Raw genomic sequence first — 9,650 nt, 5'->3', positions numbered from 1 at the left:
TGCGACGCGCTTTAGCGCTCTGTCGCGAGGTCCCGTATATTACGTTTTCCTCATTCAGAGTCAAGCATTTATTTTTGCTTTTCTCCGCTGACCCGGCGGCGTGTAATCCGTTGTTCCGTGTCAGTGGAGGCGCATTATAGGGAGTTATTTCAGGCTGACAAGGGGAAATTTAAAATAATTCTCCGAGTGCGTATTTTTTCACCAAAACAGACTAAATTGCCAGTTTTTCGAGCGTTTTGAAGCCATAGCGCTGCAACACTGGCAATAATTGTTCAGCCTCTGTTGTCATTGCCATGCAAAATGCCACATTCTCATCGGCCGATTTTGCATCTGGCGCTTCGTGTTCTAATAACCAAGCCGTTCGACGCGCAATCGCAGCACCAGAATCCACCAGTCTCGTCCCCTCGGGCAGGACCTGTAAAAGCTCTTCCTGTAATAGAGGGAAATGGGTGCATCCAAGGACCACCGTATCAGGAGGTTCCGACATCCGCAGCCACGGTCTCAGAATACGGCGCAGCTCTTCCAGAGAAACTGTTTCGCCGTGCAGCTTCGCTTCTGCCAGCTCCACCAACTCAGCGGATCCCAACATCGCTATCTGACACTCGTTAGCAAAGCGCGCAATCAATTCGTGTGTGTACGAGCGTTTCACCGTCGCGCGCGTCGCCAGTAGCCCTACAATACCATTCGCCGTGAGCCGCGCCGCGGGTTTAATCGCAGGCACCACACCGACAACCGGAAAAGCGAACTTTTCACGTAATGCCGGGAGTGACACCGTGCTGGCGGTATTGCATGCGATAACCGCAAGTGCGAGGGGATATCGTTGCTGAACTGCAGTCACAATCTCAACAACACGCTCAACGATAAACTCTTCGCTTTTCTCACCATAAGGAAAGGCGACGTTATCGAAAGCATATATATAGTGGAGATCCGGCAGGAGATTCCGGATCTCATTGTAGACCGACAACCCACCGACGCCGGAATCAAACACCAGCACGGTGGGACGTGAATCAGAAGGTGTAGCTGCCAGACAAGGTGTATTCCCGTCCTGCAGTTGGGTAGCCATAAACTGTCTCGTAATCTTTATCGAACAGGTTGGCGATTTTACCACGAACTGTCAGCTGTGAGGTGATCGGATATGACACTGCCAAATCCCACAAACTCACACCGCCCATTTTTACCGGTTGATAAGTAACGTAGTCCGTATCGTATCGCGTCCCCAGATATTGATATGTCAGGCCCCAGTCAAAATCATAGACCTGCCAGTCGAGCTGGTATTTCACCTGCTGTTTAGAACGACGAGCCAGTGGCTCGTTGGTAATCGCATTACGCGAATCTACGTAGTCGTAGCTAAGCGTATGCGCCAACGGCCCGGTGTCGAAGTTTGCAGTCGCTTCGATACCTTTAATACGCGCTTTGCCTTCGTTGTAGTACTTCTGAGTGTGGGTGTTGTAGTCGATCATGTCATCGATATCGTTGCGATACCCTGACACGCGCCAGTTAACACCTGATGTTATCCCTTCAAACGCCCCTTCCCACTGCTTACTCTCTTCGGGATCAAGGTTTGCATTGCCGTAATAGCCATGCAACTGACCCAAATTTGGCGCTTTGTAAGATGTGCCATAGGAGGCAATGAAACGATAGCCTTCGATAAACTCCCATCCGGCACTGGTTTGCCATGTACCATGACGACCAAACTCAGAGTTATCATCACTACGTGCCGCACCTTCGAAGGTGAAGTCACCAAGCTGCTGCAATCCCGTCAAATAGAGGCCAGTATTACGTTGGTCGTAACCGTCCGTAACATACCCAGTGCCTGGTTCCGTAGTTTGCTTTTGCCAGTCCACGCCTGCACCAATGTTACCGTGGCCAACAACTATGCTGTTTGACCACTGAACATTATACTGCTTCATCTCATCTAACGTGGCCGAGGAATCATAGCGGCCATAGTTCGGATCATAGTTGTAGTCTTTACTGTGGCTGTAGCTCGAAACCAGTTGTGACTGAATCAGCTCGCCATTAAAACGTAACCCAGCGTCCCAGCTCTGGCTATACAGCTGTCGGGTATCAAGTAGCGCCGAGCCAGGAGAATAATACGAGTCATAATCTGTGCGGTTATCATAACCATAACCACGAACAAACCCGCTCCATGTCTCGGAGAAGTTGTGCTCCAGTGCGCCATACAGCGTCTTGCTTAAGAAACCGTCTTTATCCGGTTGAGCCTGTGCGCCAGTGCTACCGTAGGCCACGACATCGAAGCCTTTGGTGTAGGCATAATCGCCCATCAACGTGACACGCGTATTTTCGCCAAGCTGTTGTTGGGTTGCGATATCGTAATTTTGATACCCATTGCTTCCCACGCCGGCAGTCAGTTCCGTCCCTGGTTTTTCGCGCGTAGTAATGATATTCACCACGCCGCCAATCGCATCCGAACCATATATAGCGGAACGCGGCCCGCGGATATACTCAATACGTTGCACCAGCGATACCGGGAACTGGCTAAGATCGGCCGAGCCGCTAACTCCCGCTAAATTAAGACGCACACCATCTATCAACACCAGAACATGGCTGGAGTTAGTACCGCGAATAAAAATAGACGAGTTTTGCCCCATACCGCCGCTTTGTGCGATATCAACACCAGGCAAACGACGCAGTACATCGTTTACCGAGGTAGATTGCCAGCGATCGATGTCCTGACGTGTAACGACGGTGATGGGTGCAAGTACTGCACTTAGGGGCTGCTGAAAACGGTTGGCAGTAACGACGAGAGTATCTGGGCTAGCATCCTGCGCCCAACCAGAAGATGCCGCGACGGAAAGCGCCGTCAACAGCAACGATTTTTTAATCATTGTAAAGCATCCACAATATAAGAAGGATGCCGCAGGTCCACCGATAGTACGCGATAGTGAAAACCAGATGCGACGTTAGCCGGCAGGTCTTCGGGCTTGGAAGGTTATTCAGGATACCGAATAAAAAGAAATGAGGACTTCCCACCCACAGGCAGTGTCTGCTTTACGCTCTCATTTCACCTTTCCTTACCGCTGCGCGTCAGCTCCAGATTTACACTGGATTCCCTTTTAACTCACAGGACCGGAAAACGGATGCTACAGTTTGTTACAACCTGGTGTCCAGACCGGATATCACAATATCGGAAATCATCAATAACTGGACATCTGATGAGCAATCCCTACAATCCCCGCGTACTTTTATTTTTCAGGACGCATCATGACCCCCGAACACCTTCCGACAGAACAGTACGACGCCCAGTTAGCTGAGAAAGTGGTGCGTCTGCAGAGCTTAATGACGCCATTTTATGCACAGGCTCCGGAAGTGTTCCGCTCACCGGTTAGCCATTACCGTATGCGTGCTGAGTTCCGTCTGTGGCATGACGGGGACGACCTGTACCACATCATGTTCGACAGCCAAACGAAAAACCGTATTCGCGTCGACAGCTTTCCGGCGGCCAGCGAGCTTATCAATACGCTGATGACGGCAATGATTGCAGGTGTACGCAACAACCACGTCCTGCGCCACAAACTGTTTCAGATTGATTACCTCACCACCCTGAGCGATCAGGCGGTGGTATCGATGCTGTACCATAAAAAGCTGGATGATGAATGGCGTAAGGAAGCCGAAGCGCTGCGGGATGCGCTGCGGGCGCAAAACCTGAACGTGCATTTGATTGGTCGGGCCACCAAAACCAAAATTGAGCTGGACCAGGACTACATTGACGAGCGCTTTCTGGTTGCAGGTAAAGAGATTATCTACCGCCAAGTTGAGAACAGTTTTACCCAGCCGAATGCCGCCATGAATATCCAGATGCTGGAATGGGCAATTGATGTCACCAGAGGATCAAAAGGCGACCTGCTTGAGCTGTACTGCGGTAATGGCAACTTCTCGTTAGCTCTGGCGCAAAACTTCAACCGCGTACTGGCCACCGAAATCGCCAAACCTTCCGTGGCTGCTGCACAGTACAATATCGCGGCTAACCATATTGATAACGTGCAAATTATTCGTATGGCGGCCGAAGAGTTTACTCAGGCGATGAACGGGGTTCGCGAGTTCAACCGTTTGCAGGGAATCGATCTGAAGAGTTACCAGTGTGAAACCATTTTCGTTGACCCACCGCGCAGCGGTCTGGACAGCGAAACGGAAAAAATGGTGCAGGCGTATCCGCGGATTCTGTACATCTCCTGCAACCCGGAGACGCTGTGTAAGAACCTGGAAACGTTAAGCCAGACGCACAATGTTTCACGTCTGGCGCTGTTCGATCAATTCCCGTATACGCACCATATGGAGTGCGGAGTACTGTTAACGAAGAAGTAAGACTGAACGGAGGCCGGATAAGCACTACCGGTTCAGATTGCCGGATGGCGGCTTTGCCTTATCCGGCCTACAGCGACAACGGTTACTCCACAATTTCCTGTTTACGGTTACGCACTTTAAAGCCGATCCAGAACACCAGAATCACCGACAGTACCGCCGGGAAGAAGTTAGAGCCAATATCCGGATATTCAGCACGTACCACGGTGCTGTACAACAGAACGCCGAGAATAAAACAGGCGGCAGCCAGGCCCGGCAGCCCCACAGGCATAGTGCGGTTCTGATAGCGTTGATGCAGACAATAAACCGTCAGCACCAGCGAAATAATCGGGAATACTGAGAATGGCACAATGGAGCTAAACAGCGCCGCAAATGTGCCATTGATCGATAAGCCAGCAACCAGCGCCAGCAGCAGCGTACCTTTATCTTGACCTGACTGTTTCATTGCTTGTCCTTCTCGTTACTCGGAGTGGTGCGTCATCTTCTCTTGTTCACGGCGGTACCAATAAAATGCGCCTTTCGCGATCATGCGCAGTTGCAATACCAGCCGCTCTTCCAGCTGCCGACGCTGTTCAGCGCCAACATCCAGTGCTTCTGCCCCGGCGCTGAAAACAATGGTTACCATGGCTTCGGCTTGCGCTTCAGTAAACGCACGAGGCATATGGTTTTCGAGTTCCAGATAGTCCGCAAGTTCCGCAATGAAGTGCTGAATTTCACGTGCGACCGCTGCACGAAACGCTGCGGAAGTCCCCGAACGCTCGCGCAATAATAAACGGAAGGCGTTGGGATTGTTGCCAATGAACTCCATAAATGTTGAGACCGAGGTGCGGATCACACTCCCGCCTTTAGCGATGCGCTGACGCGCCTGGCGCATCAACTGGCGCAGCATCAGACCACTCTCGTCCACCATCGTCAGACCGAGTTCATCCACATCGCGGAAATGGCGATAAAACGAGGTTGGCGCAATGCCCGCTTCACGAGCGACTTCGCGTAAACTGAGGCTGGCAAAACTACGCTCAGCGCTGAGTTGACTAAATGCGGCTTCTACCAGCGAACGCCGGGTTTTCTCTTTTTGTTGCGCTCTAACGCCCATCACGATGTCTGAATCCTTCCACATACCTTGCTGGCACTATACCAGAGATTAGGCGGTTGGCATGGCTTTGTGAATGATTGTTTACGCGCAGTTTGTGCTTCGACTTCGCAAAAAAGCACAACGATAATTGGGTTATCCTGACAACGATGTTACTATTCTGTTGCTTTTATGTATAAGAACAGGTAAGCCTGACCATGTCACATTCCTACGATTACGATGCAATAGTAATAGGTTCCGGTCCCGGCGGCGAAGGCGCTGCAATGGGTCTGGTTAAGCAAGGAGCGCGCGTCGCGGTAATTGAGCGCTATCATAACGTCGGCGGAGGCTGTACCCATTGGGGCACAATCCCGTCGAAAGCGCTCCGCCACGCAGTCAGCCGTATTATCGAATTCAATCAGAACCCACTTTATAGCGACCATTCCCGACTTCTTCGTTCTTCTTTCGCCGATATTCTCAACCACGCTGATAACGTCATTAATCAGCAAACGCGTATGCGGCAAGGATTTTACGAGCGTAACCACTGCGAAATTTTGCAGGGCAATGCCCGTTTTGTTGATGAACACACGATCGCCCTGGAATGCCACGACGGTACAGTGGAAACACTCACCGCAGATAAGTTTGTTATTGCCTGTGGCTCACGCCCTTATCACCCAACTGACGTCGATTTTTCGCACCCACGCGTTTACGACAGTGATTCTATCCTCAGCCTGCATCACGAACCTCGCCATGTTCTGATTTATGGCGCAGGCGTGATTGGCTGTGAATATGCGTCGATCTTCCGTGGAATGGACGTAAAAGTTGATTTAATTAACACCCGCGATCGCCTGCTGGCATTCCTCGATCAAGAGATGTCCGATTCGCTCTCATACCACTTCTGGAACAGCGGCGTGGTCATTCGCCACAATGAAGAGTATGAGCGGATTGAAGGCTGTGATGACGGCGTCATCATGCACCTGAAATCCGGTAAAAAGCTGAAAGCAGACTGTCTGCTGTACGCCAATGGTCGCACCGGTAATACCGATTCGCTGGCACTGGAAAATATTGGTCTGAAAACCGACAGTCGCGGGCAGCTCAAAGTAAATAGCATGTATCAGACCGCGCTGCCGCACGTCTATGCCGTTGGCGATGTGATCGGTTATCCGAGCCTGGCATCGGCGGCCTACGACCAGGGACGCATTGCCGCCCAGGCACTGGTCAAAGGCGAAGCCACCGCGCATCTGATTGAAGATATCCCGACCGGGATTTATACCATTCCGGAAATCAGCTCCGTCGGTAAAACCGAACAGCAGCTAACGGCAATGAAAGTCCCATACGAAGTCGGTCGCGCCCAGTTTAAACATCTGGCGCGGGCGCAAATCGTCGGTATGAGTGTCGGAACGCTGAAGATCCTGTTCCATCGTGAAACCAAAGAGATTTTGGGGATCCACTGCTTTGGGGAACGCGCAGCCGAAATTATTCATATCGGTCAGGCGATCATGGAGCAAAAAGGTGGTGGTAACACCATCGAGTACTTCGTTAACACCACCTTTAACTACCCAACCATGGCAGAAGCCTATCGGGTAGCGGCGCTAAACGGCTTAAACCGCCTGTTTTAACGCACTGTCGAAATGGCCATCCATTGATCCCCGGATGGCCTCTGCCAGCTGTTCATAACGGCTGCGCAGCGGCGAACCAGGACGGTACACCAGACCAATCGTACGACGCGGTTCGGGTTTAATGCATGGCAGATAAACGACACCATCACGCTTACGCTCCGGCGGAACAGCCAGCGCAGGCAGTAAGGTAATCCCGCTTCCTGCCGCCACCATGTTACGCAGCGTTTCCAGACTGGTTGCCCGAAAATGGGTATCTTCATCAGCACCCGCTTCAAAGCAGAAGCCCATTGCCTGATCGCGCAGGCAGTGGCCATCTTCCAGCATCAGCAGTTTTTCACCTGCTAAATCTGACATCGGTACACAGTCACGGTTTGCCCATGGGTGATCTTCATAGATCGCCAGCAGCATAGGCTCATCAAATAGCGGTACTTCGATGAACGCCTCACTCTCTTTCACCAGCGCCAGGATCACGCAGTCGAGCTTACCGCTATCCAGTTGCGCCAGCAGCTGATGCGTCTGCGCTTCATGCAGGTACATTTCCAGTTTCGGGAAGGTCTGGTGCAACATAGGGATAATATGCGGCAACAGGTATGGCCCCACCGTTGGGATCAAACCAATGTGCAGCGGGCCTGACATTGTCTCGCCTTGTTGGCTTGCCATTTCCTTGAGCACTTTGACCTCGCGCAGCACGGTACGCGCCTGATCCACCAGCAGTAAACCTGCCTGAGTGAACAGCACTTTACGACTCGTACGCTCCAGCAGCATAACGCCAAGCTCATCTTCCAGTTTGCGGATTTGCCCGCTAAGCGTTGGCTGGCTGACGTGGCAGGAGTCCGCCGCTCGCCGGAAGTGACGATGCTCGGCTAGCGCCACCAGGTATTCAAGATCACGAATATTCATTATTCATCCTCCATCGCCACGATAGTTCATGGCGATAGGTAGCATAGCAACGAACGATTATCCCTATCAAGCTTTCTGTTTAATAATGCACCACAGAAACGGAACGGTACCCTTTAACCCTTGAAGCGCCTGTCCGTTCTCATACTCGAAATAACTAAAGCCAACGTGAACTTTTGCGGACCTCTGGTCCGCATTTTTTTGCATAAAAAAGCCCGGCTTAATGCCAGGCTCTGATAACTTTTTGCCTGATGACGCTACGCTTATCAGGCCTACAACAACAAAGGTTATGCGAGACGCGCCTTTGCATCGTCGATTGCCTGCGCGACCTGCTGCGGCGATACGCCGCCTTTCGCCACGCGTTTATCCAGACAGGATTGCAGTGAAAGTATCGGATAGACATCATCGCCAATGACGCTGCTGAACTTTTGCAAGTCAGCAAGCGACAGCGCTTCCAGCGGTTTGCCCTGACGAATCGCCTCAACCACCGTCTCACCTACGATATGGTGTGCTTCTCGGAACGGAACACCTTTGGCAACCAGATAATCCGCCAATTCAGTGGCGTTGGCATAACCCTGCTGCGCCGCTTCCTGACAACGCGGACGTTTCACCTGAATGCCGTCCAGTACCAGCGCGGCCATGTGCAGACAGTCCAGCCAGGTGTCGAGCGCGTCGAACAGCCCTTCTTTGTCTTCCTGCATATCTTTGTTGTACGCCAGCGGCAGACCTTTCAGTGTCATCATCATGCCGGTCAGCGCACCTTGTACGCGGCCACATTTGCCACGGATCAGCTCTAATGCATCCGGGTTTTTCTTCTGCGGCATCAGAGATGAACCTGAGGTCACACGATCGGACAGCTCGACAAAGCCCGCTTCGCCGGTGTTAAAGAAAATCAGATCTTCAGCAAAACGCGACAGATGCACCATGCCGATAGAGGCATCAGAGAGCAACTCCAGTACATGGTCACGATCAGAAACGCTGTCCAGGCTGTTGCGGGTCGCCGAGGCAAAGCCCAACCAGCCCGCCAGCTGCTCGCGATCGATTTCATACGCCGTACCCGCCAGCGCGCCGCAGCCTAACGGACTAACGTCCAGACGCTTAAGCGCGTCCTGCAGACGGCTCTCGTCACGTGCCAGCATTTCGACATAAGCCAGACACCAGTGAGCAAACGTCACCGGCTGTGCACGTTGCAAGTGCGTGTAACCCGGCATAACCGCGTCCTGATTATCTTGCGCGGTGTCGACCAACGCGCTTTGCAACTGACGATTAGCAGACAGCAGTTCCATGACCGTGTCTTTGCACCACAGTTTAAGATCAGTTGCCACCTGGTCATTACGGCTACGCCCGGTGTGCAGTTTTTTACCTAACTGCCCGACTTTATCAATCAGCTTGCCTTCCACCCAGCTGTGAATATCTTCAGCATCGCTTTGCAGGATCTGCTGCGGATTCGCGCGAACCTCTTCCAGCAGATTATTCAACGCTTCTTCCAGCTGCAGTTGTTCATCAGCAGTCAGTACGCCGACGGTTACCAGCGCTTTGGACCAGGCCACAGAGCCGACAATATCCTGCTCTGCCAGGCGGTAGTCAAAACGCAACGAGTCGTTGAACTGTTTGAACCGCTGATCTGCTGCCTGTGTAAAACGCCCACCCCAAAGTGCCATAACGAATTTCCTTAATATGATATTTTTGCCCGGTGGCGCTGCGCTTACCGGGCCTACAAAACCCATCCAGGCCGGATAAGGCGA

8 protein-coding genes and 1 riboswitch are annotated in these 9,650 nt (G+C 52.1%); of the genes, 2 read left to right on the top strand and 6 right to left on the bottom strand.

Annotation, left to right across the window (positions count from 1 at the left end; translation table 11 throughout):
* Window positions 1-211: 211 nt before the first annotated feature.
* Both murI and btuB read right to left on the bottom strand, forming a co-directional pair.
* Entirely contained in the window at window positions 212-1,063 is an 852-nt protein-coding gene (gene murI / locus FDX24_RS13240) for a glutamate racemase (RefSeq protein WP_048213970.1), read from the bottom strand.
* Complete coding sequence (gene btuB / locus FDX24_RS13235) at window positions 1,008-2,846, bottom strand: TonB-dependent vitamin B12 receptor BtuB (protein ID WP_115644123.1); 1,839 nt, start codon at window positions 2,844-2,846, stop codon at window positions 1,008-1,010. The genes murI and btuB overlap by 56 nt, the downstream gene beginning before the upstream one ends.
* A gap of 63 nt (window positions 2,847-2,909) precedes the next feature.
* Window positions 2,910-3,107, bottom strand: a riboswitch (cobalamin riboswitch).
* 115 nt (window positions 3,108-3,222) lie between these two features.
* On the opposite strand from btuB, the gene trmA reads away from it, so the two are divergent.
* Window positions 3,223-4,323: a tRNA (uridine(54)-C5)-methyltransferase TrmA gene (gene trmA, locus FDX24_RS13230; protein ID WP_137364424.1), complete on the top strand. Its 1,101-nt coding sequence runs from the start codon at window positions 3,223-3,225 to the stop codon at window positions 4,321-4,323.
* An 82-nt stretch (window positions 4,324-4,405) separates the two neighbouring features.
* Here the strand turns inward: trmA and FDX24_RS13225 are convergent, their stop codons facing one another.
* Both FDX24_RS13225 and fabR read right to left on the bottom strand, forming a co-directional pair.
* Complete coding sequence (locus FDX24_RS13225) at window positions 4,406-4,765, bottom strand: YijD family membrane protein (RefSeq protein WP_003028863.1); 360 nt, start codon at window positions 4,763-4,765, stop codon at window positions 4,406-4,408.
* A gap of 15 nt (window positions 4,766-4,780) precedes the next feature.
* Entirely contained in the window at window positions 4,781-5,416 is a 636-nt protein-coding gene (gene fabR / locus FDX24_RS13220) for an HTH-type transcriptional repressor FabR (protein ID WP_003028862.1), read from the bottom strand.
* 191 nt (window positions 5,417-5,607) lie between these two features.
* On the opposite strand from fabR, the gene sthA reads away from it, so the two are divergent.
* Complete coding sequence (gene sthA / locus FDX24_RS13215) at window positions 5,608-7,008, top strand: Si-specific NAD(P)(+) transhydrogenase (RefSeq protein ID WP_040233022.1); 1,401 nt, start codon at window positions 5,608-5,610, stop codon at window positions 7,006-7,008.
* Here sthA and oxyR read toward each other — a convergent pair.
* The gene (gene oxyR, locus FDX24_RS13210; RefSeq protein WP_003028858.1) at window positions 6,991-7,908 is read right to left on the bottom strand and encodes a DNA-binding transcriptional regulator OxyR; all 918 of its coding nucleotides are present in this window, start codon (window positions 7,906-7,908) and stop codon (window positions 6,991-6,993) included. The genes sthA and oxyR overlap by 18 nt on opposite strands.
* 284 nt (window positions 7,909-8,192) lie before the next feature.
* Complete coding sequence (gene argH / locus FDX24_RS13205) at window positions 8,193-9,566, bottom strand: argininosuccinate lyase (RefSeq protein WP_137364423.1); 1,374 nt, start codon at window positions 9,564-9,566, stop codon at window positions 8,193-8,195.
* Window positions 9,567-9,650 lie beyond the last annotated feature (84 nt).

This window comes from Citrobacter sp. wls716, from assembly GCF_005280975.1.
Lineage (GTDB): Bacteria > Pseudomonadota > Gammaproteobacteria > Enterobacterales > Enterobacteriaceae > Citrobacter > Citrobacter youngae.
The sequence above is the reverse complement of the archived record's forward strand: the minus strand, read 5'-3'. Positions and strand labels throughout refer to the sequence as shown.